Here is a 20,111-nt window from a genome sequence, read left to right as displayed (position 1 = left end):
ATGATTTTGTTGGGAAGGATGCTGAATCTCATGGTGCTTAATTTGGTTTGGTTTACTTTCAGATACTGTGAGCCATCATGATATGGTGGCTTCTTTGACTGGTCTGTAAAGGGGGAGGGAGGGATGAGCCTGACCGGGCGACCTATCGCATGGATTCGAGCTCACATACGACCACTCCGTTTGGTATGGTCTATTTTTATTGTTCATTTATTGCTCGTCTTGGTCACGGTGGCAGTTTGGCAGCACTACTTCGGAACCTTATCGAAGGATATCTTACCCCGGACATATGGTGTGTTTATTGCCGGCCTCTCGCACTGGGACGGCACGTGGTTTCTGTCTGTTGCCAAACACGGTTATACACAGTCGACTCCGAATGCGACCGCGTTTTTTCCGCTGTACCCACTCGTGATGCGTCTGTTGGCACATCTGCTCAGTTTTGGCGCACATGGACACTTTTCCGGTCCTGTAGGGGACAGAACTTATTTTCTTTCCGGGATCATCATTTCAAATGCAGCATTTCTGTGCGCACTCTGTCTCCTGTATCTGATTGGGACAAGACGCTGGTCACGGACTCAAACTCTCCGCGGGCTTTGGCTGTTAGCACTATTTCCAAGCAGCTACTACTTTTCTGCGGTTTACAGCGAGTCTTTGTTTCTGATGTTCATTGCAGGAGGATTTTTATCGGCATATCAACGTCGTTTTGCGCTTGCCGGTCTATGTCTGGCGTTGGCAGCATTGACGCGCAGCCTGGGTGTCTTTGCTGTACCTTCGATGCTGTGGATTATCTGGGTACAGTTTCGAGCGCACCGTCAATGGTCTGTCGCCTTTCGGAACGCCGTGACCGTCTCTGTCCTTCCTGTTGTCGGCTTGTGTACATATTTTGTCTGGCTCGAGCACGTGTATCGCAATCCGCTCATGTTCATGACCGCTGAGAAGTCTCATTGGCATCGCCATTTTGATTGGCTTGGCAAGTCACTGAAGCTTGACTATCATAACGATCCGCTGGGGTTCCTTACCTGTTTACTGTTTCTGGCACTCTTGGTTTTATCGATTCGAGCACTACCTTTCGAGCAGTGGCTCTTTAGCGCGATTGCATTCCTGATTCCATTATCTTCGGTGGCCGGAAAGTACCCAATGTCGATGATCCGATTTGCCGCGGTGTTATTTCCAGTATTCTTGTTCCTAGGGGCTAGGATTCGGAGGGTAGAAACCTACCAGGCGCTTGTGGCCGTGAGCATCGTGGTGTTGGTCTGGCTGACTGGTTTGTTTGCGTCTGCACACTGGGTTGCCTAGTCACCATTTACAAATACCGCTGTGGGTATTATGATCCTATATATTCGCATTTTCGGATATATAGAAATGGTGGTTGGAGGATGTGAGATGTCACACTTGAAAACGAAGAGTGGAAGAAATATCGTGATCGACGATGTGTTTAAGGCCTTGTCAGATGCAACTCGCAGGTCCCTCCTAGAGACTCTTGGGAAAAGGGAATTCTTCTGTTCAGTGGATGGTCAAACAGTGGATGGGATCTGTGTACAGGACTTGAGTTCTTTGTTACAGGTGCCGCAGTCCACGATTTCAAGACATCTAACCATATTGCGCCAGGCCGGTCTCGTTGACCACCAGCAAAAAGGAGTGTGGCACTACTACTTCTGTAATCACGATACCATTCACTTGGTTGAACTTTGGCTGAAGACCCTTCGCGAGTCTTCCGAGAAAGAGACAACCATGGAAGGAGACAAAGAGGGAAGGATAGAAGGAGAGCGTTTGTAATGGGAGGGCAGAGTCTCCTTCGAATCAACCGGGCCCAAATCACACTCCTCGTGATTCTGAATCTTTTTGTTGGCGGAATGGTTGGGCTCGAACGGACCGTCTTGCCACTCGTTGCTAAGGTGGACTTTGGGCTCTTGGGTAAAAGTGCAGCGGCATCTTTCATTATCAGTTTTGGAGTCGTCAAGGCCGTCTCAAACCTGTTTGCAGGGCAGCTTGCCGATTCGATAGGCAGACGACAGTTGCTGATCCTCGGATGGGTCATTGGAATTCCGATTCCGTTCATCGTCATGTTTGCCCCAAACTGGTACTGGATTATCTTTGCCAATGTTTTGCTCGGGATCAACCAGGGGTTCTGTTGGTCGATGACCGTAAACATGAAAATTGACTTGGCCGGTTCCAAATACCGAGGGTTGGTTGTGGGTCTGAATGAATTTGCCGGATACTTTGCCATCTCCATGACAGCTTTGATTTCAGGGTATATCGCTGCCAATTACGGCGTTCGCCCGCAGCCGTTCTACCTTGGGGTGGTCTTTGCTGCCGTCGGCCTGCTTCTGTCCGTATTCCTGGTGAAGAATACCGAAGTTGGCCTCAAAGGCAATGGGACCACTACGAATACGCCATTCGGCCAGAGCTTCATGATAACATCGTGGAAGAACAAGCAACTATTCAGTGTCAGTCAGGCTGGTTTTATGACGAACTTCAAGGACGGGATGGCTTGGGGACTGTTTCCTTTGTTCTTCGCTGACAGAGGTCTTGCTTTGACATCAATTGCCGTGATAGTGGCAGTATACCCAGGGACGTGGGGAGTCCTTCAATTACTGAGTGGACCGCTCAGTGATCGAATGGGTCGAAAGTGGTTGATTGTCCTTGGGATGCTGATTCAAGGCTTATCGATTATCGCGATCACGATGACACACGACTTCACCGACTGGCTTCTTGGTGCGATTGGCTTAGGACTTGGTACAGCTCTTGTCTATCCGGTCCTCATTGCAGCGGTTTCAGACCTCTCAGAGGCAGAATCGAGAGCATCGACGCTTGGTGTCTACCGTTTTTGGAGGGATTTTGGATACGCCGCGGGTGCCCTTGTTTCTGGAATCCTAGCTGATCATCTAGGCACTTCTAATGCAATGTGGACGGTTGGGATATTAGCTGTGATTTCAAGTTTGCTCGTGACGCTTATCCTCAGGAATCCTCGACGCAGTGTCCCTGAATTGGCATAGAACAGCAGCACTTCAAGCACTGGACTGACGTGTATCGATGACATTTGGCAGAGGGAAATTCGGTGAATACAGAGCTTAGGTTTCATATCATTCACGGCTTTTCACAACTTCAGGAGCACATACCTCAACTTGAGTCGAGCAAGGTGTTTGGTGTGGATACCGAAACCACGGGCCTTGATCCTTTGCAGGACAAGGTTCGGCTGGTTCAAGTGGCGACCAAGGGCAATCCGGTCATCCTCTTTGACATGCAGACAATTGACTGTCCAACTCGGGCCTTCTTGCGGGATATCATGTCAGGCACAGCCATCAAGGTGTTCCAAAATGCGAAATTTGACATGAAGTTTCTTCACCAATCGGGGTTGCCTGTATCGGGGCGGATCTTTGATACCTTTATTGCTGGAAACCTATTGCGGCAAAAGAGCAGATTAACGAGGTTCGGTCTCGACAGTCTGGTGCAGCATTACCTCGATGTAGACTTGTCAAAGGAACAACAGGCAAGTGACTGGCAGGGTGATTTATCTCTTGCACAGTATGAATATGCGGCACGCGATGCTGCTGTCCTGATTCCCTTGCGAGAAGCAATGATAAGGGATTTACAGTCTGAGGGTTTAATGGAGATCACCAAGCTTGAGTTGGCTTGCATGCCCGCCGTTGTACAGATGGAATTGACCGGAATTCACCTGGATTTGGACCGCTGGCAACGACTTGGGGGGCAGCTCGAGCGACAGCGGGAAGTCGCTGCCGCCGAACTGTATAAAAACTTACGCCGGGCATCTGTTCAACTGAACCTGTTCGGCGAAGACACCGATACTTCGCTGAATCTTGACAGCCAACAGCAGGTACTGAAGGCATTGAAGGAACAAGGCGTTCCGCTCAGAAACACCGCACGCAACCAACTGGCACCGCTTGCCGATAAGTACCCTGTTGTTCAACAGTTATTGGAGTATCGCAGGGCAACCAAGGCACTACAGGCGTTTATTTACAGTATTCCGCAAGCCGTACACCCGGTCACCGGGCGGCTTCACCCGAGATATCATCAGATGGGTGCGTCTACGGGGCGATTTTCGTGCGGACATCCGAACCTGCAACAGATTCCGCGAAGCAAGGATTTCAGAAGCTGCTTTGTTGCTGGACCTGGAAACAAGCTTGTGATTGCCGATTACTCTCAAATAGAGCTTCGGGTCGTCGCGGAAATTTCACGAGACACAACGATGATTCAAGCTTACGCGACTGGCCAAGACTTGCATCGGTTGACAGCATCCCTCGTGGCCAGTAAGCCCATCGACGAGGTTTCCAAGCTGGAGCGCTAAGCTGCCAAAGCCGTGAACTTCGGTTTGGTCTATGCGATGGGTGCCAGAGGCCTGCAGGCGTATGCTCAGTCGACATACGGTGTCACCATGACGTTAGAAGAAGCCGAACTGTTTCGGAAGCGATTCTTCGCTGCATATGCGGGCGTCGCAAATTGGCACAAGTCAGTGAAATTGTCTAAAGAACGAGTCTCTCGAACACTTGGCGGCAGAAAATATCGATGGCGGGACAATGCCAGCGTAACGGGGCTGTACAATTGGCCTGTGCAAGGGACAGCGGCAGACATTGTGAAACAAGCCATGGCTGACCTGGTGATTGCTCTTCGCGACAGTGATGCGAAGATCATCGGGATGATCCACGACGAAATCATCTTAGAGACTCCTGCATCAGATGCAGATGTTACAGCTACCATTCTCAAGGAAACGATGGAGGGGGCGGGTGCAAAGTACTTGCAACTCGTTCCTGTGGTAGCTGAAACTATGGTTGCAGACAACTGGGCCGAGAAGTGAGACGTGCCTTTAGGTGTACGCAACATCCCTGCGAGAGAAGACGACCCACGATAAAACTGTCATCACCACGAAATAGGCTACGAGTATCCAAATTGAAAAACTCAGGGTTAAACCGTGAACCAGCGGGCCATTTTCAACAAACTGAGACAAGTCTGTATTGGCAAACAGAATGTATTTGTCCCAGTTGTAACTCGAGAGAACTGTAACGAGTGTGTTGCCAACCAGGAAGGCCAGCAGCGAGATGGTGATCGCGAGCGCGCTGCTGCGAAATATGGCTGAAACCATGAAGGCGATCGTTTCCATCATCACGATCTGAATCATCAAGAAACCGTATCTCATCAGCAGATACCAGCCTGTACTCATTTGTGCGATCTGCCTGTGGGCGTTGGCATACACGTGTGCAGCCCCAACACCGTGAAAACCGAAGAAAATCCAGCCAACGACGAGGGAGAAGACAAGCATGACGGCCGTGAGGAAGACGCCGTAGATGAGCATGGCCAGAAATTTGGACGTCAGAACCTTGGTTCGCGTCGCCGTTTGGGTCAGCAGCATCTTAATCGTACCCGTGCTAAACTCACTTGCTACAATATCGCCGGCAACAACAAGAATAAACGCGGTCAGGATGGTCGAGAGATTGACGGCCGTATTTGCAAAGCTCCATCCAGTCACCTGGCTTGGCGCAATGTTGTGTGCAATATAGTACTGGTTCAAGGCAATGTTATCTTTCAAGTTCTGAATCGCAGCCTTTGGTATGTGCTTGCCCTGTGCAATTTGTTTTTGCATTGCGGCATCCTGTGCAATGAGCGTCTGCTTCCAGTTCGCACTCGGGGCGTGTTGATGCGTTGCAATAACGACGGCAACCAAGACAATCGCGAGAAGGAGAATCCCGACCATAATCCATGTCCGCATCCGACGGTAAATTTTCTGGTTCTCGTTTGCGATCAAGTTAAACATGGGATGCACCGCCCGTCACTTCGAGGAATGTGTCTTCCAGTGTCTTTGTTACCGATCGGATGGCGTAGATACGAACCTGTGCAGCACTCAAACTGTGCACGATGGCAGGGATCGCAGAGCGTTCTAGCGGAACTTGAACCGTATCGTCTTGGACTACTGCCTCGATCTGGTGCTTTGCTTTTATGACCTCGACAGCCCGTGCAGTGTCATCCACTTCAAATGCCGTTAGGACAGCGTGTAATGTGGACTCGGATGCACGAAGAGAACGAACATCAATTAGCTTGCCGGATTGGATGATTGCAACGCGATCGCACATCAATTCCATTTCCGAGAGCAAATGACTCGAGACAATCACAGTAATCCCTTGTGTCTGCGCAAGATTTCTCAGGTAGTCGCGCAATTCACGAATGCCTGCTGGATCAAGTCCATTTGTCGGCTCGTCCAAGATAATGACAGACGGATTCCGTAATAAGGCCTGAGCCAGGCCTAAACGCTGCCGCATACCTAGAGAGTAGGTTTTGACTTTCTCGTGAATCCGGTTTGTCAGTCCGACTTGAGCAATGACTTCGTTAATGCGTTCCTTGGTCACACCGCTCGACATCCGGGCAAAGTGAAGCAGGTTCTGATAGCCCGTCAAATATTTGTACATCTCCGGGTTTTCAACGATGGAGCCGACTTTGGCCATTGCTTCGGAAAAGTTTTTGGTGACGTCGATGCCGTCAATCAATACCTGTCCCCGACTCATCGAAATCAGGCCGACCATCATGCGAATGGTCGTGGTTTTCCCAGCCCCATTTGGACCAAGCAATCCAAACACTTCGCCGCGCATGATGTCAAATGTCAGATCGCTCACAATGTCCTTCTTTCGAATTGTCTTGGTCAAATTCCGCAGTTGTACTGCTACCGATGATTCCATCAGCGTATCCTCCACCAGCGTATCCTCCACGTCTTCGTATGTAGAGATCTTATTAGAGGCGAACGGAAAACACAATGAGTGGAGAGGACTAGAGGCGGGGCCAGAGCCGGGGGTTTGTCGAGAGGTTTGGTTGGAGGTTTGGTTGGAGGTTTGGTTGGAGGTTTGGTTGGAGGTTTGGTTGGAGGTTTGGTTGGAGGTTTGGTTGGAGGTTTGGTTGGAGGTTTGGTTGGAGGTTTGGTTGGAGGTTTGGTTGGAGAGTGGCGCTTTGAGGAGTCTACGAACAGTCTTTAACGGGCGGGCCCGTTTGAATCAGGCCCGCATCTGAAATTGGACCACTATTCTCGTGCTACATGACAATCGGAGTGTATCCATCCTTCACATAAGCTGCAATGCTGGGATGACCGCTGATCTCGTTCAGGCGAGGGATACCGGTAGCCAATACGGCCTCCTCAACACCCATGGCGGTGGAGCAAAATTCGCAGGCTCCGGCGATAACTCCCTGGTCCTTCAGTTCCAGGTACACCTTGTGTGTTGGACGCTCTGTATTGGTGGCAAAGTTGGCCAGGGACTTCACGCCAGCCCCGTCGAAAACCAACTTCACCTCAATTCCAGCTTCATGAAGTTCCTTCGCATATAACAGACTGTGGGCAGCCTTGGCACCTTCATCCTCTTTGGCGTGGACGAAAATAACAAACCTTTGTTCCATGGCCGAACTCCTCCTTATGTGTACATCGGGATGCCCCGCGGGGTTATGGTGTCCACGGGAGCATCGTACCAACCCCGGAAGTCCGAAAGGCCTTTTAGTCCGGAAGGTCTTCTAGTCGGAGAGGTTTTCGTCTGAAAGGTTTTACGAGGGGCAGCCGCTGTGATTGAACAGTCTCTATGGTGAGAAATTCACAATTGTTGTGGTTTTCTTTTTTCCGTGGATTTCGTCCATAGCAGATGTTGGACATACTGAATATCAGGATTATCTATCCATGGTTTATGTGTTGACAATTCACCTTGACCGTTCCTATAATTCCTTATAGAAAATGATTTTCTACAACAGCTTGGCCAATGACCTCAACTTCGTCCTGGCGGTTAAACCAATGGCACGTCATTGTCCAAAGTTTTGATACTACGATGGACTTGTACATGACTGTACAAGTTTCAAAGAAGGAGACCACGATGCTAAATCTATGGAACCCAGACCATCTGTCGTTGACGGTCGGTTTGGCTACTGCACTTTTGCTCGGAATGGTTCACGGAATTACGCCCGACGAGCACACGTGGCCCATCACATTCAGCTATTCCATTGGCAGTTACAGTACGAAGGGTGGAATGCTTGCTGGGTTCATCTTTTCCACTGGTTTTACTTTGCAGCGAGCCATCGCATCGGAGCTTGCCTTTCTGGCGTTGGCGGGATTCCTCATGCACACCGGTGCGGAAAACATCGTCTATATCATTGTCGGACTTGTCATGGCACTATCGGGTTACTACATTTTGTATCGAGGACGTGCCATCCACTTGATACCGTGGTTGGAAAGGTTACTACCAAATGTAGATGATACAAAGCCTGTACCGTTAAAACTTGCTTTCCTGCACGGTATTATTGCTGGGTGGGGCACAGGGGCATTCGCCACCATCATTTATACTGTGATCTCGCCGTCGATGCCGTCCGCGTGGGTTGGTTTTTTACCTGGATTGCTGTTTGGACTCGGAACGGTTGTGATGCAGGTGATGGTTGGCTCATTATTCGGCTGGTGGATGCAACGCCAAAAACTTGGCGCATCGAGTAAGGCATTTATTGGACGATTCGTGTCTGGCAATACACTGTTGTACGGCGGGTTATTATTTATGTTAGCGGGTATTGTGGGACTTGCGCTTCCCGCTGTCTCTGACTGGAGCATCAATACGGGAATCAAAGTACACAACCTGGATTCCATCAATCTTGGACTTATTCTTGTTGTGCTTGTGGTTGCTGGAGTCGGCGGTGTTTCAATGTGGCTGGCATTGCGAAAGGTCAGGTTAAACTCGACTCGTGTGGTTTAGACAGCGACTGATACAAATTTGACACAACTGACGACGCTTTGGCAGTTACTGGTCAGGAAAACCGCTGGTTATTTTCAGCACTTGAAGCGATACTTGAGATTGGTCTAATTGCAGAATCCAAGCTACAATGTTAGCGGAGTTGCAATGTTTTGTTGCAATGTTGTCGGAGGGAGATTTATCAATGGAGTTGCCTTCGAAGAATCAAAAAGAGCGTTACGTACGCGAGATGTTTAATGGCATTGCGCGCAAGTACGATTTGATGAATACACTCATGAGTATGGGCCGAGATCGGTCATGGCGAAAATATGCGATCCATCGGGCTCGTATTGGTGCTGGAATGAATGTATTGGATGTGTGCTGTGGGACGGCTGAATTAACGTTGGAAACGGCCCGAACGGTTGGCCCCGAGGGACATGTCACGGGACTCGACTTTTCTGAGCAAATGCTGGCCGTCGGGGAGCAGAAGGTCAAGAATTCGGAGTGCAAGGACTGGGTGACCCTCATTCAAGGGAATGCGATGGAGCTTCCGTTTGAGGATAACTCGTTCGATGCCGCAATTGTAGGTTGGGGATTGCGGAATGTCCCGGATATTGATCAAGTTCTTCGAGAGATGCGACGCGTGGTTCGCCCTGGGGGATGGGTCGTGTCGTTAGACATGGCCAAGCCGTCAGTTCCTGTCTTTAAACAGGCCTACTGGTTGTACTTCAATTGGTTGGTGCCTGCCATGGGGAAACTGACCGCAAAGCGGAAGAGTGCGTATCAGTATTTGCATGACTCCTCGATAGCATTCGACTCTCAACAGCAGTTAACCAAACGCTTTGCGAAAAATGGACTTGTGAATACAAGGTTTCACAATCTCATGGGAGGGGTCGTTGCTGTCGTTGAAGGTCAGAGAAACGGATGAGAATCGATATCCGTGGATGACAAAAACAGCGGGGAATAACGCTGTGATACACAGGCCTTTACATGCTGGCAGGTGAGCGGGCGAACGGCGTGGGGCGGGGTGTTCGGCCGTTGAGCGGTCCTTGGTTTGTCGGACGAGCCATCTTGGTGAGCCGAGCACTCTCAGTCGCACCAGTCATCTCGATCCGCGCCCCGGGTGAGCGGGTGCCTATCAGTCAGTGACCATGAGCAGGATTAAAATTCTGACATCTCCAGCACGACGGGGCAGTGATCGCTGCCAAACACGTCTCGGTCAATATCGGCATCAACAAGAAGGGGTCGCAACCGCGATGACACAAGAAAATAATCGATGCGCCACCCAATGTTTCGCTCCCGTACTTTCGGCATATTCGACCACCAAGAATAGGCATCCGTTCGTTCCGGGTACAGATATCTGAAAGAGTCGGTGAAGCCTGAATTGAGCAACAGGGTCATTTTTCCGCGCTCTTCCTCTGTAAACCCAGAATTGCCCCGATTCCCTTTGGCATTCTTAAGGTCGATTTCTTCATGAGCAACATTCATATCGCCGCACATAATGACGGGTTTTCGAGCGTCGAGTTCCAAAACATAACTCCGAAATCTTTCTTCCCATTCGAGCCTGTAAGCAAGTCTTGAGAGATCTCGCTTTGCATTCGGCGTGTACACAGTCACGAGATAAAAAGACTCAAATTCAAGCGTAATGACACGTCCCTCTGGCTCTGAATCTTCTTCAAGCCCATATCGCACCGAGAGCGGATCACGCTTTGTAAAAATGGCCGTTCCGGAATACCCAGCTTTTTGAGCGTAATTCCAGTACGTCTTGTACTCCGTTCCGAGATCTAGGTCGATCTGACCTTCTTTCAGCTTGATTTCCTGAACGCAAAATATATCAGCATTGATACGGTTGAAATAGTTCATAAATCCTTTATTAACGCACGCTCTCAAGCCATTTACATTCCACGATACAAGTTTCAGCTTCAACAATCCCCTTAGATACTTTCGTTTCGTCCCAGTTTACCATAGAAAGAATATCCGTTACATTGGTCTGCTGACGGTCAGATTAACGGGTGTCCACGACAAGCGGAACGCATGCTGTTCGCATGAATCAGTCCAAATACGGATATTCAGCACTGCCATCCTATATCCATGGTGGAAGATCAGGCGGCATTGTCGGTTGGCCATACATCTGTGACGGCTGTCTCCGAGTGGTTTCCTGCCTGATTTGTGATTGCTCAAGGTCTTCCTTCAGACTTTCAATTTTTGATTCAACGTGTTGAATCTTTTGTTCGATAGACTCAAGCCGTTCCCATGATTTACGGTTTCCCGTTCTCAGTTCCCGAATCAACCGTTGGCTGCCATGGGGACTGATTGTGTTCCGGACTCGCGGTTGTGGTTTTGCGGTTTTACGACTAGATTGAGCTGTCCGCACAGAATTACGCGCGGGCTTTCTGGACGTGGCTCTGGAGATAGGCAGCTCACTTTGGGAACTAACTGTAGTCAGTTCGTGGTGAATCTCGGTTCGCTCTCTTGCCTGACGATACGCTTGGATTAACATCGGTATCCAACGCAGTCGTTGCCGGCTTGGCATCACAATCATCCCTTTTCATCCAGATGATGCTTATAGTACGTACGGCATGTGATATCTCACCGGACATTTGTATGGGTACAAAGTCCTATTTCTGGTTGATAGTCCAAGCTCGTGGCAGGCCAGTCAACGTACACCAGTCAACGTACATAAGGAGAAAGGAAAATGGCGATGATAGCTTCAAACCGGTAGAAAGGTGATGTGGAATGAAGTCCTATGTATCCGCCATGGTTCTCCTTGCAAGTTCAACGGTCTCCGCATTCCTCACGATGCATGGTCCGATAGTACAAGCCTCATCGATGACTGAGCTCGGGGGACAAACGGCCTCGATAGTCTTATTGAACGACAATGACCAAGTCAATGACAAAAGCAGCGCTCAGGACTCAAATCAAGCAGAGGACGACCATTCAGCTCCAGACGATCATACGTCTCCGAGTCCTGACGCGGGGCAACAGCCAGATGACGGAGATTCAAAACAACATCATAACGATGGGAATCATGATCGGGATCACGATGATGACGATGACGAAGATGACGATGATGATGATGATTAATTAAAAAATAAAAATTCCCGTCTTGCTTTGAACAAGACGGGAATTTCAGGCTTGAAGCGGATGGGAGTTTGGAAGACCTTAGTTGGTATCGTATCCCGCATCTTCAATGGCTTCCTTCAGAGCTGACACACTGGTCTTCGACTCATCAAACGTAACAGTGGCCTTTGCACCAGCGAGATCGACGTCTGCTTCCTGTACACCTGACACATTCTTTAAAGCCTTGGTTACTGAATTTACGCAACCTGCGCAGGTCATGCCCTTGACGGTAATGGTTTCGACGGTCATCCTCTAACATCTCCTTGTGTACATGTATGGTTTGTCTAGATTGAATCATTCATTCTGCTAGACATGATGATGTTTGGAAAAGGTGAGCCTCATTGACTCCGGGCTACACCTCCTTTCCAAGATTAAGACGCCGAAGCAGCAGGCTGTTAGAGACAACGCTCACCGAGCTCATTGCCATCGCTGCGCCAGCGATAATTGGGCTGAGTATACCGAGTGCTGCGAGCGGGATCCCTAGCACGTTGTAGAAGAACGCCCAGAACAAGTTTTGGCGGATTTTACGCATGGTGGCCTTGGAGAGGCGAATTGCTTCAACGACTCCATGCATGTTGCCGTGCATCAGGGCAATGTCCGCAGCATCGAGTGCGACGTCTGCACCGGTTCCCATCGCAATGCCGATGTCAGCTGCGGCGAGTGCCGGAGCATCGTTGATCCCGTCTCCGACCATGGCAACGACTTGGCCTGCCTTCCTCAATTCCTGAACCTTGCTCGCTTTATCCTCTGGCATCACACCGGCTATCACCTTGGTAATCCCGACCGACGCCGCAACCGCACTGGCCGTTCGCTCGTTATCCCCTGTAATCATCCAGACATCAATCCCCATGCTGATGAGCTCACGTACAGTTTTCTCTGCGTCGGGTTTGATGGTGTCCGCCATCGCAATGATGCCGAGTAAACGATTCTCCGAAGCGACGAGAACTGCAGTCTTGCCCATATTTTCATATTGGGCAAGGATATCATCGGGAAACTGCGTAATCCCGGTTTCCAAAAGCCAGCGTCGGTTTCCGACTCGAACGGTCATGTTGTTCACCGTTCCGATGATGCCTTTACCAGGAACCGCTTGAACGCCTTTTGTCTCCGGTATCGCCCAATGAAGATTCGCAGCATAGGCGATGACAGCAGCGCCGAGCGGGTGCTCGCTTTGTGCTTCAAGGGCTGCAGCCATGCGCACCATATCGTCCTCTGAGCTCTCTGGAGCGACCCATACATCTGTGACAGAAGGCTTACCAACAGTGACCGTGCCCGTTTTGTCGAGCACCAGCGTGGTTACTTTATGGGCATTTTCTAGGTGTTCTCCACCTTTAATAAGGATGCCGGATTCAGCACCAAGACCTGTGCCAACCATAATAGCCGTCGGGGTCGCCAGTCCGAGCGAACAAGGACAGGCGATGACGAGGACTGCCACAGCGGCGATGAGTGCAGCTGTCCAACCGACAAAGAAACCCCAGAGTAAGAGAGTAATGACAGCGATACCGAGAACTATCGGGACAAAAATACCAGAAATCTTGTCTGCCAGCCTTTGCACGGGTGCTTTGGAGCCCTGTGCTTGATCGACCAAACGGATCACCTGTGCCAAAGCTGTGTCTTTACCAACCTTGGCGATTTGCATCGTAAACACGCCCGACTGGTTCACAGCGGCACCAACTACAGTGTCTCCTTTTTCTTTGGAAACGGGCTTGGATTCACCGGTCAAAAACGATTCATCTATCGAAGATGAGCCTTCCAGAATGGTACCGTCACTCGGTACTTTCTCTCCAGGGCGGACTCGCACGATGTCACCCACGTGAAGCTGCTCAACCTCTACATCAACCTCTTCGCCATCACGAATGACGTGGGCCACCTTGGCACCAAGTTTGGCTAACGACTCAATCGCTGAGCTGGATTTCGCTTTGGCGCGGCTCTCCAGCAACTTGCCCATGAAAATCAGGGTAACGACCGTAGCTGCACTGTCGAAGTAGACATCCGGACGACCAAGTATGGTCAGAACGGCGCTGTACAAATAAGCCACCGACGTGCCTAGTGCGACTAACACATCCATATTGGCAGCTCCGCCGCGAAGCGAATGATAAGCACCTTTGTAGAACCGCCAACCTACGTAAAACTGTACAGGGGTCGCGAGAATCCAGCTGACCCAATTCGGCATAAATGCACTTCCACCGAACAACATGACAAACATCTGAATCACGAGGGGCAGAGTAAGCACGACGGAGCCCCAAAATTTCAACACATCACGATGGTAAGCTTGCTCTTTGCGCTTTTTCTCCTCGGCCGCTGCCGTCTCGGATGCCAGGGTGGCCCCGTATCCGGCTTTTTCAACTGCACGGATGAGGTCCTCTTCTTGGATCAAGCCCGGCAGGTAGACGATATGTGCTTTTTCCGAGGCTAGGTTCACACTCGCGGTCTGGACGGCTTCAATCCGTCCCACAACCTTTTCAATCCGCGCCGAGCACGCAGCACACGTCATTCCAGTGATATTAAGATCAACTTCTCGTGTGGGGACAGAGTATCCCGATTTTTCGATTTTCTCGACAACATCCTTCCATGTTGACGAGCCGTTAAGGACAACACGCGCCCGTTCTGATGCCAAGTTGACGTTCACGGATTCGACTCCGGCTAACTTGGCAACGTTTTTTTCTATTCGAGCAGCGCAGGCCGCGCATGTCATACCGTCAATAGGTAAAGTCACTTCGATAGTTTGATGAATAGATTGCTCTGTAGATTGCTCTGCTTGTGACATGCGATATTCACCCCAGTTCTTTCGCGGGTCACGCTTTCGTGAACTGCGTATAGCTTGCACTTGTGTGTTTCAGGACTTCGTGAACTGGCGAATAACTTGTACTTTTGCAGGTCAGGGCTTCGTGAACTGCCGGATAACTTGTACTTTTGTAGGTCAGGGCTTCGTGAACTGACGGATAACTTCCATCAATTCGTCAATCTTAATATCCGTATCTGTGTGGTTACTGATTGCATCGACAACACATCCTCGTGTGTGGGATTCAAGGATAGTAAGTCCGACCTGTTGCATTGCACTCTTAATTGCCGCAATTTGTACCAGGATATCAACACAATAGCGGTCTTCATCGATCATCTTTTGAATTCCGCGCACTTGACCTTCGACGCGGCGAAGACGCTTTAGCAGGTCGTCTTTCTTCGGCCCATAACTGTGACCTATATGGTCAGCACACATCGGCAGCGCCTCGCTTTCGTAGTTGCTTCTACAAGGAACGATACCCCCGTACCGTATTGAATGTCAAATCCAAGATCCCTGTTTGGGCCGTGAAAAGGTGGATGGACATATAACTGTCACTAAGTCGACGGCACGCCAGGTCACTTCTCCCGTAAATGTTTCTTCATCTCAAGAAATGTCTCCGTATCAATTTCGCCCCGCACATATCGTTCCCGTAATAGGTCTTCAGCACTGGTCTTCGAGCTGTGTGACTTGTGGCCACGTCGGTCGAGGAAGTAAATCACAAGATAGACCACACAGACGATGACGATAAGCCACAGGAACATCGGGATCCATCCACTAAATAGTCCTCCATATCCTCCAAATCCGTACATCACGTTAGTTCACTCCTCTTACCGCTGTATTTCGGTAGATGCTGTCGGTCGCCGCATCTCTGTACGTGTCGAGTCGGCATTTCAGAGCCCGCATTTCAGCTCCCGAGTTTCATAGCCCCGGATTTCAAAGCCCGCATTTCAAAGCCCGTACTTCAGGTCCGCATCTCGAAGCCGGCATTTCAGATTCGCATATTAGGGAAATTACTTCCCCTACCCTTAATTTTTAAGGATGTCCGGTGAGCCTAGAGGAGATTTTTTCCTTTGTGACTCATTTGATAGCCTGCATCGGGTCGATTTAGCTGTATAAAGGAATCTTCTTACCTTATTTGACCGGCAATCCTCGGAATTGAGGCAACAAGGGAAAAAGTGACCGTTAATCCGGCTCGAACTCGAACTCGAACTCGAACTCGAACTCGAACTCGAACTCGAACTCGAACTCGAACTCGAACTCGAACTCGAACTCGAACTCGAACTCGAACTCGAACTCGAACTCGAACCCGAACCCGAACCCGAACCCGAACCCGAACCCGAACCCGAACCCGAACTCCACTGCGAGCCGGGAATCGGAGTCATGAAGTCGGGCCACTGCTCATGCCATGCGGTCATAACCTCCTGAAGACACCTCAACGGGGCTGAGGACACACAGTCCCCTCCCCGTTGAAGGATGGAATTTGTGGTTACATGAGTGCTCATGAGTGCTTACTTTTGATTTTGGTAGAACTGGCTCATGAAGCCGCTGCACTGATTGATCATGGCTTGGCCTTCCGGCGTGTTCAGGGCCTGTTGCATGGATTTGGCGGCCTGCGTTTGTGGAGACGTCGTCTGTCCGCCAGTTGCGGCCAACACATGTGGCAGCGTCAACCCGCCGATTGCCATGCCGATTGCAAGAACGGGGAAGACCCAAAGGTACCTCTTCATGGAGATCATCGTCCTTTTGCTACAGAATGTTGCTGACATCCTTGCTCAATCTTTTTGACATCCTTACTGAATGTTGCTGACATCTCTGTTATAGCCACGAACTGTGTAGAAACCGTGCAGACTCTGTGACAAATCTGCAAACGGGACGTGGCAAATGTGATCAATTTCCTAGTCCTTTCGGACTTTGTTCATCTGTGCCTACAGTTTCTTGCTTTGGTGGTTGTTATAGTGAAAGCGGTGGTTGTTATAGTGAAAGCAGTGATTGCTATAGTGAAAGCACCGGTTGTTATCGTGGAAAAAGTGGTTATCATCGTGAAAACATCAGAGCAGACTCGATGGATCGTCCGGTGTGTACGCAAAACAACGCGCATGATTTCCTCAGGGAGGTCAGGGCATGGCAAAGGTATTGGTCGTTGATGATGAAAGTGAAATGAGGAGTCTAGTTCGCATCTACTTAAAGGCGGAAGGTTTTTCAGTCGATGAGGCGAGCAGTGGCTATCATGCACTAGATACACTTATCAATGCTCGTCCAGATGTCATTATCTTGGACGTAATGATGCCCGGTATGGACGGGTTTGAGACGTGCCGTCTGATTCGCGGGCAGATGCCTGAGATACCCATCCTTATGCTTACAGCACGAACATCGATTGACGATAAAGTACATGGACTATCTGAAGGGGCAGACGATTATCTGATTAAACCGTTTGACGGCAGAGAGCTCGTTGCCAGGGTACGCGCATTACTGCGTCGCGCATACGGAGATGATCACGAGAAATACCGTTTTGATTCGATTGGGATGGTTGTTGACCTTCAAAGTCGAACGGTCTCAGTTTCCTCTAAATCAGTAGCCCTCACCCCAAAGGAATTTGACCTGATTGTGCTGCTAGCCCGCCATCCTCGGAGGACCTTTCCCCGTGAAGAGATACTTGACAGGATTTGGAACGGCGAGTACGAAGGCGAGACCCGGGCTGTGGACAGTCACGTTAAAAACATCCGAGAGAAGTTGCGGGAAGCGGGAAGCAAGCAAAACCCCATTAGAACTGTGTGGGGTGTGGGGTATAAGTTCGAGGTGGAATCGTGATCCGGAGAAACCTCGCCGTTAAAGTTGGGCTGGCCATCATGGGACTCATCGTGGCCGTCGCCGTCGTCCAATACTTCGCTCTGGGACAACTGCTGAAAAATGCGTTTTACGACGAGGCCGGGGCGGAACTGACTGCGGAGGGACAGCAGTATGCCAACATGTCGGCTATGGGCGGCACGATGATGATGCAGATGCTTTGTGTTACAGCCAGTGCAGATCTTATTATGGTTGACACCAAGGGCAATGTTGTTGCATCTTCTCCTGCACTCTACCTTTCTAAGCCAAACGCATCAGACACGGCGACGATGGAAGCTGCTCTCAGAGGACACAACGGACTGCACGGCGGATTCAGTGGGCTGTTTGGAAAAACAGGCATCGTAGCAGCCGTTCCCATCCGCACCCAGGGGCAGATACAGGGCGCAGTGCTTTTGTTTCGTTCTGAGTCGGCCGTTGCAGGTGCATTTCGTCACGTAGAGTGGCTGCTCATCATGGCTGGTCTGGGTGGAATCCTCGTTGCACTCGGGCTGACCGTGCTGTTGTCAAAGCGGATCGCAAAACCACTTCAACTCATGTCGAAGGTCGCAGGGGAGATGACACGAGGCAATTACACCGCTGAAGTACCGGTTGTTGGAGAAGATGAAGTCGGGCAGCTTGGCGAAGCCATTCATACTTTAGCCGCAACCTTGAATCATTTAGATACATCCCGTAAGGCGTTTCTCGCCGACGTGGCGCATGAACTTCGGACGCCAATGAGCTATATCCGGGGCTACAGTCAGGTTCTCGACGAGGGACTGTTTGAGTCGGAGGAGGAAAGCAAGAAGTACATCCGCATCATTCATAAAGAATCAAAACGATTGGAGTCGTTGGTGAACGACTTGTTTGTCCTTGCTCAAGCGGATGCAGATATGCTTCAGATGGACAAACGCCCCGTTTACCTGAATGAAGTGATTTCATCTGTGGTAGACAGGATGCAGAAGAAGGCTGAAGACAAGGGGATACAGGTATCTGTCGTGATGATGTCGCCTGTTCCCGCGATCCAGGCGGATGTTGCACGAATGGAACAGGTTCTGGTGAATCTTCTCGACAATGCAATTCGCTACACGCCTTCAGGTGGAAGAATTGACATTGACCTAGAGAAAAATGGGAACTCACTTCAAATTTCGGTGGCGGATACGGGAGTGGGCATTCCAAAGGAAGATGTAACGCATATCTGGGAGCGCATGTATCGCGTAGAAAAATCGCGATCCAGAGGGAGCGGTGGCACCGGACTTGGACTCTCGATTGTCAAACAGATCGTTGAAGCACACGGTGGCAATGTTGGTGCCAAAAGTCAGGAAGGTAAAGGCACAACCACTTTTGTGACCATTCCGATTTTGACAGCAAGCGGCCGACGATGAGAGCTTGTACAGGTGCCATTTGGCTCCCGAACGTCGGCTGGGTTCGTGCGATGTGGCAGAAGGAAGAGCAACCGTCGCCGTCGGCACGGTCGTGGACATGCTCTCACTGCGGTGCAGACCACGACCGGGACTTAGAAAAAGACGTGAAGCAGAACTCGCAAAAGACGCCAGGCAGACCACGAAAAAGACGCCAGGCAGAACTCGCAAAAGACGTGGAGCAGAACACGAAAACGGCGTGGAGCAGAACACGAAAAAGGCGTGAAAAGACTTGAAATGGCTTGTCTCTTAAGCAAGACCCCGCAAAGCTTCAAGCACGAGTTGAGCATCATACCCCACTTGGAAGTCACACAGGACAGCTTCGTCACCGTGGATGGCCGACACCAAGTTTGTCATCAAAGACTCGGTGTGATGTTCCGGCTCCACCTTGCTTAACTCTTCACCAAGCTTCCCTGCAAACAGATGTCCCCAACCTTGCAGGGAGATAGTGCCCTCTGTTCCATAGGCGTTGAGTTCCACGCGTTCCTTACCGCCCGCCTGGCTGAATCCGTCAAACAGTACTTGAACATTTCCTTGAGCAAAGTTCGACAAACGTCCGGTTGCCAGAATCGAGGTTTCACAGGCAGTTTCGTCTTCAGGGTAAGTCATTGTGCCGGTGACATCGGTAATCGGTCCGAAGATCCGCTGAATGGATTGGATAAAGTGGACTCCAACCTCGAGTGTATAGCCACCTTGTTTGCGACCGCCTACCCAGGCATTTTGCTGCCACGGACGGGGCCACTGTGGAAACTGCATGACAACTTCAACTCGGCGCAGCTCACCGAGATACTCTGAACGAACGAGGTGTTCAAACTCAGCCATTTCATCGCTGTACTGAAGCGGGAAATGAAGCGCATGCACCTTTCCACTCGCTTTTGCCACATCCAGCATTTGGGCTGCTTCTTCAAGGCTGTTGGCGAGTGGTTTTTCGCACAACACGTGTTTCCCAGCTTTCAGGGCAGCGGTAACGATGTCGGCGTGAAAGGCTGGCGGGGTGGCAACGTAAACGAGATCGAGATTCGGCACATCAAGCAGTTGGTTGTAATCGGTGAATCCCTGCACCTGGTGGTTGTTCTGGACGTAGTTATGTACCCGGTTTTCATCTACATCGCACACGGCGCTGAGTTGTATTTCGGAATGTTCCTTAAACTGGGCGATAATCCGATTGGCAACGATACCGAGTCCAATGACTCCTGCATAAATGGTCACGATGAGAGCCCCTCATTCTGTCAGATGGTCACTGCTTGTTAATTGTATCTGCTATTCTAGCACGTTGGCCGGCCT

21 protein-coding genes and 1 pseudogene are annotated in these 20,111 nt (G+C 50.3%); 10 read left to right on the top strand and 12 right to left on the bottom strand.

What is annotated here, in order from left to right:
• The first annotated feature begins 123 nt into the window (after positions 1-123).
• From AN477_RS10365 to AN477_RS10350, 4 genes and pseudogenes are all read left to right on the top strand, one after another.
• A complete protein-coding gene (locus AN477_RS10365; protein ID WP_054969086.1) occupies positions 124-1,293 on the top strand; it encodes a mannosyltransferase family protein in 1,170 nt (389 codons plus the stop codon).
• An 87-nt stretch (positions 1,294-1,380) separates the two neighbouring features.
• Positions 1,381-1,773, top strand: coding sequence for an ArsR/SmtB family transcription factor (locus tag AN477_RS10360; RefSeq protein WP_054969085.1), 393 nt, complete (start codon positions 1,381-1,383; stop codon positions 1,771-1,773).
• Complete coding sequence (locus AN477_RS10355; protein ID WP_054969084.1) at positions 1,773-2,993, top strand: MFS transporter; 1,221 nt, start codon at positions 1,773-1,775, stop codon at positions 2,991-2,993. The genes AN477_RS10360 and AN477_RS10355 overlap by 1 nt, the downstream gene beginning before the upstream one ends.
• A 62-nt stretch (positions 2,994-3,055) precedes the next feature.
• Positions 3,056-4,810, top strand: a pseudogene (locus AN477_RS10350) (bifunctional 3'-5' exonuclease/DNA polymerase).
• A 9-nt stretch (positions 4,811-4,819) separates the two neighbouring features.
• Here the strand turns inward: AN477_RS10350 and AN477_RS10340 are convergent.
• The 3 genes from AN477_RS10340 to AN477_RS10325 form a co-directional block, all read right to left on the bottom strand.
• Positions 4,820-5,764, bottom strand: coding sequence for an ABC transporter permease (locus AN477_RS10340; RefSeq protein ID WP_054969081.1), 945 nt, complete (start codon positions 5,762-5,764; stop codon positions 4,820-4,822).
• Positions 5,757-6,680: an ABC transporter ATP-binding protein gene (locus tag AN477_RS10335; RefSeq protein ID WP_054969169.1), complete on the bottom strand. Its 924-nt coding sequence runs from the start codon at positions 6,678-6,680 to the stop codon at positions 5,757-5,759. Before AN477_RS10335 ends, AN477_RS10340 begins: the two co-directional genes overlap by 8 nt.
• 346 nt (positions 6,681-7,026) lie before the next feature.
• Positions 7,027-7,386 carry a DsrE family protein gene (locus AN477_RS10325; RefSeq protein WP_054969079.1) on the bottom strand — a complete coding sequence of 120 codons (360 nt, stop codon included), beginning with the start codon at positions 7,384-7,386 and terminating at the stop codon, positions 7,027-7,029.
• Between the two features lie 461 nt (positions 7,387-7,847).
• On the opposite strand from AN477_RS10325, the gene AN477_RS10320 reads away from it, so the two are divergent.
• Both AN477_RS10320 and AN477_RS10315 read left to right on the top strand, forming a co-directional pair.
• A complete protein-coding gene (locus AN477_RS10320) occupies positions 7,848-8,711 on the top strand; it encodes a hypothetical protein (protein ID WP_054969078.1) in 864 nt (287 codons plus the stop codon).
• Positions 8,712-8,892: 181 nt separating this feature from the next.
• Positions 8,893-9,615, top strand: coding sequence for a demethylmenaquinone methyltransferase (locus AN477_RS10315; RefSeq protein ID WP_083486153.1), 723 nt, complete (start codon positions 8,893-8,895; stop codon positions 9,613-9,615).
• A gap of 233 nt (positions 9,616-9,848) precedes the next feature.
• Here AN477_RS10315 and AN477_RS10310 read toward each other — a convergent pair whose 3' ends face one another.
• Both AN477_RS10310 and AN477_RS10305 read right to left on the bottom strand, forming a co-directional pair.
• Positions 9,849-10,607, bottom strand: coding sequence for an exodeoxyribonuclease III (locus AN477_RS10310; protein ID WP_054969167.1), 759 nt, complete (start codon positions 10,605-10,607; stop codon positions 9,849-9,851).
• A gap of 163 nt (positions 10,608-10,770) precedes the next feature.
• The gene (locus tag AN477_RS10305; protein ID WP_157061902.1) at positions 10,771-11,220 is read right to left on the bottom strand and encodes a hypothetical protein; all 450 of its coding nucleotides are present in this window, start codon (positions 11,218-11,220) and stop codon (positions 10,771-10,773) included.
• Positions 11,221-11,423: 203 nt separating this feature from the next.
• On the opposite strand from AN477_RS10305, the gene AN477_RS10300 reads away from it, so the two are divergent.
• Complete coding sequence (locus AN477_RS10300) at positions 11,424-11,771, top strand: hypothetical protein (protein ID WP_054969076.1); 348 nt, start codon at positions 11,424-11,426, stop codon at positions 11,769-11,771.
• Positions 11,772-11,849: 78 nt separating this feature from the next.
• Here AN477_RS10300 and AN477_RS10295 read toward each other — a convergent pair whose 3' ends face one another.
• The 6 genes from AN477_RS10295 to AN477_RS10270 form a co-directional block, all read right to left on the bottom strand.
• Complete coding sequence (locus AN477_RS10295) at positions 11,850-12,056, bottom strand: heavy-metal-associated domain-containing protein (RefSeq protein ID WP_054969075.1); 207 nt, start codon at positions 12,054-12,056, stop codon at positions 11,850-11,852.
• Positions 12,057-12,159: 103 nt separating this feature from the next.
• Positions 12,160-14,571, bottom strand: coding sequence for a heavy metal translocating P-type ATPase (locus tag AN477_RS10290; RefSeq protein ID WP_054969074.1), 2,412 nt, complete (start codon positions 14,569-14,571; stop codon positions 12,160-12,162).
• A 153-nt stretch (positions 14,572-14,724) separates the two neighbouring features.
• Entirely contained in the window at positions 14,725-15,021 is a 297-nt protein-coding gene (locus AN477_RS10285; protein WP_054969073.1) for a metal-sensitive transcriptional regulator, read from the bottom strand.
• A 140-nt stretch (positions 15,022-15,161) separates the two neighbouring features.
• The gene (locus AN477_RS10280; RefSeq protein ID WP_054969072.1) at positions 15,162-15,398 is read right to left on the bottom strand and encodes an SHOCT domain-containing protein; all 237 of its coding nucleotides are present in this window, start codon (positions 15,396-15,398) and stop codon (positions 15,162-15,164) included.
• Positions 15,399-15,768: 370 nt separating this feature from the next.
• Positions 15,769-15,981, bottom strand: a complete 213-nt coding sequence (locus AN477_RS25010) for a hypothetical protein (protein WP_054969071.1) — start codon at positions 15,979-15,981, stop codon at positions 15,769-15,771.
• A gap of 113 nt (positions 15,982-16,094) precedes the next feature.
• Positions 16,095-16,313 (bottom strand): hypothetical protein, encoded by a 219-nt coding sequence (locus AN477_RS10270; protein ID WP_054969070.1) that lies wholly within the window; start codon positions 16,311-16,313, stop codon positions 16,095-16,097.
• 394 nt (positions 16,314-16,707) lie between these two features.
• Between AN477_RS10270 and AN477_RS10260 the strand changes: the two genes are divergently transcribed.
• Genes AN477_RS10260 through AN477_RS10250 form a run of 3 tightly spaced genes read left to right on the top strand, consistent with a single transcriptional unit; the run spans position 16,708 to position 19,053 of the window.
• Positions 16,708-17,394, top strand: coding sequence for a response regulator transcription factor (locus AN477_RS10260; protein WP_054969068.1), 687 nt, complete (start codon positions 16,708-16,710; stop codon positions 17,392-17,394).
• On the top strand, positions 17,391-18,791 hold the full coding sequence (locus tag AN477_RS10255; protein WP_054969067.1) for a sensor histidine kinase: 1,401 nt from the start codon (positions 17,391-17,393) through the stop codon (positions 18,789-18,791). The genes AN477_RS10260 and AN477_RS10255 overlap by 4 nt, the downstream gene beginning before the upstream one ends.
• Before the next feature lie 52 nt (positions 18,792-18,843).
• On the top strand, positions 18,844-19,053 hold the full coding sequence (locus AN477_RS10250) for a hypothetical protein (RefSeq protein ID WP_157061900.1): 210 nt from the start codon (positions 18,844-18,846) through the stop codon (positions 19,051-19,053).
• A 23-nt stretch (positions 19,054-19,076) separates the two neighbouring features.
• On the opposite strand, the gene AN477_RS10245 is transcribed toward AN477_RS10250, so the two are convergent.
• Positions 19,077-20,036: a Gfo/Idh/MocA family protein gene (locus tag AN477_RS10245; protein ID WP_169787875.1), complete on the bottom strand. Its 960-nt coding sequence runs from the start codon at positions 20,034-20,036 to the stop codon at positions 19,077-19,079.
• Between the last annotated feature and the right edge of the window lie 75 nt (positions 20,037-20,111).

The organism is Paenalicyclobacillus ferrooxydans, assembly GCF_001399675.1.
Taxonomy (GTDB): Bacteria; Bacillota; Bacilli; order Alicyclobacillales; family Alicyclobacillaceae; genus Alicyclobacillus_B; species Alicyclobacillus_B ferrooxydans.
The sequence above is the reverse complement of the archived record's forward strand: the minus strand, read 5'-3'. Positions and strand labels throughout refer to the sequence as shown.

What these genes read in the sequence shown, in the direction of transcription:
- AN477_RS10300 (WP_054969076.1), top strand. Translation starts at nt 11,424, where the DNA reads ATGAAGTCCTATGTATCCGCCATGGTTCTCCTTGCAAGTTCAACGGTC.
- AN477_RS10355 (WP_054969084.1), top strand. Translation starts at nt 1,773, where the DNA reads ATGGGAGGGCAGAGTCTCCTTCGAATCAACCGGGCCCAAATCACACTC.
- AN477_RS10325 (WP_054969079.1), bottom strand. Translation starts at nt 7,386, where the DNA reads ATGGAACAAAGGTTTGTTATTTTCGTCCACGCCAAAGAGGATGAAGGT.
- AN477_RS10290 (WP_054969074.1), bottom strand. Translation starts at nt 14,571, where the DNA reads ATGTCACAAGCAGAGCAATCTACAGAGCAATCTATTCATCAAACTATC.
- AN477_RS10305 (WP_157061902.1), bottom strand. Translation starts at nt 11,220, where the DNA reads ATGCCAAGCCGGCAACGACTGCGTTGGATACCGATGTTAATCCAAGCG.
- AN477_RS10335 (WP_054969169.1), bottom strand. Translation starts at nt 6,680, where the DNA reads ATGGAATCATCGGTAGCAGTACAACTGCGGAATTTGACCAAGACAATT.
- AN477_RS10365 (WP_054969086.1), top strand. Translation starts at nt 124, where the DNA reads ATGAGCCTGACCGGGCGACCTATCGCATGGATTCGAGCTCACATACGA.
- AN477_RS10285 (WP_054969073.1), bottom strand. Translation starts at nt 15,021, where the DNA reads ATGTGTGCTGACCATATAGGTCACAGTTATGGGCCGAAGAAAGACGAC.
- AN477_RS10320 (WP_054969078.1), top strand. Translation starts at nt 7,848, where the DNA reads ATGCTAAATCTATGGAACCCAGACCATCTGTCGTTGACGGTCGGTTTG.
- AN477_RS10260 (WP_054969068.1), top strand. Translation starts at nt 16,708, where the DNA reads ATGGCAAAGGTATTGGTCGTTGATGATGAAAGTGAAATGAGGAGTCTA.
- AN477_RS10340 (WP_054969081.1), bottom strand. Translation starts at nt 5,764, where the DNA reads ATGTTTAACTTGATCGCAAACGAGAACCAGAAAATTTACCGTCGGATG.
- AN477_RS10315 (WP_083486153.1), top strand. Translation starts at nt 8,893, where the DNA reads ATGGAGTTGCCTTCGAAGAATCAAAAAGAGCGTTACGTACGCGAGATG.
- AN477_RS10295 (WP_054969075.1), bottom strand. Translation starts at nt 12,056, where the DNA reads ATGACCGTCGAAACCATTACCGTCAAGGGCATGACCTGCGCAGGTTGC.
- AN477_RS10270 (WP_054969070.1), bottom strand. Translation starts at nt 16,313, where the DNA reads ATGAAGAGGTACCTTTGGGTCTTCCCCGTTCTTGCAATCGGCATGGCA.
- AN477_RS10360 (WP_054969085.1), top strand. Translation starts at nt 1,381, where the DNA reads ATGTCACACTTGAAAACGAAGAGTGGAAGAAATATCGTGATCGACGAT.